At 61.4% G+C, this 836-nt stretch carries 1 protein-coding gene; it reads right to left on the reverse strand.

Translation table 11 applies throughout. The features are described from left to right. A partial coding sequence (locus ACFFN1_RS00625; protein WP_376837639.1) for a hypothetical protein occupies positions 1 to 339 on the reverse strand: 339 nt, incomplete at its 3' end. Between the last annotated feature and the right edge of the window lie 497 nt (positions 340 to 836).

An 836-nucleotide genomic window follows, 5' to 3' on the forward strand; every position in this document is an offset into this window, starting at 1 on the left:
CCGCTCCGACAGCCAGACATACGCGTCCCTGCGCTGAGAGGCTTCACGCTTCAACGCCAGCCCGTCACGGTCCACCCCACCCGTAGCCCGCGGGTCGGCTGCCAGAGTGCGCGCTGCAGCAACCTGCACCGAAACATCCCCGGGCGAATCGGCGGCAGTGCGGGTGAGGAAGGTGTTGAACAGGTGCCCGAGAGCTGTCATCTGCTGCTGGTCCACCAGCTTCGCAGTAGACGTCAGCTGAAAGAGACAATCAACAAAATCAGACACACCACCAACACCAGCACCAGCAGCATCGGCAAAAGCGGTGTCGTGGTTGTGGGGTGGGGTCGTGGTGCGCATCCCGGGGGTCACCTCCCTCGTTGGTTGACGTCGTTGTCTTGGTATCAAGTGTAGTGGTGTTCGATAGGCGGTTACAATGGCTTCGATTGGATTCTTATGAAACACTCAGGTTTCGAATCCCTGCCACCCTCCCGTGTCTGTCGGCTGTGGTCGTGTTTTCCGTTGTGCTTCCACCCTGCCACGAGGCACGGACAACGCTTCCTCACTACCGGGTCTCAGCTCTGATTCCACCCTCCCACGAGGCACAGACAACCCACCCGACGACCGAGCCAGCAGCGAGCCGCACTTCCAGCTCGACAGCGGCCACAGCGTCACCTACGCACGGCCGAAAGAGCTGGCGACCATCATCAACACGGCTGCCGGTGGTACTGGGCCGTACCGCTGTCCCTAACCCTTGATCCACCGATCTGCTTGATGTCCGGGGGTTCACTCGGATTCGAGCGCGGACGCGATGAGTGGGCAGGAGGTAGTGTCCCGGCCTTTCACCGGTCTCTTCC

Origin of the sequence: Brevibacterium otitidis (assembly GCF_042429315.1) — a bacterium.
In the GTDB taxonomy this organism is placed as follows: Bacteria; Actinomycetota; Actinomycetes; order Actinomycetales; family Brevibacteriaceae; genus Brevibacterium; species Brevibacterium otitidis.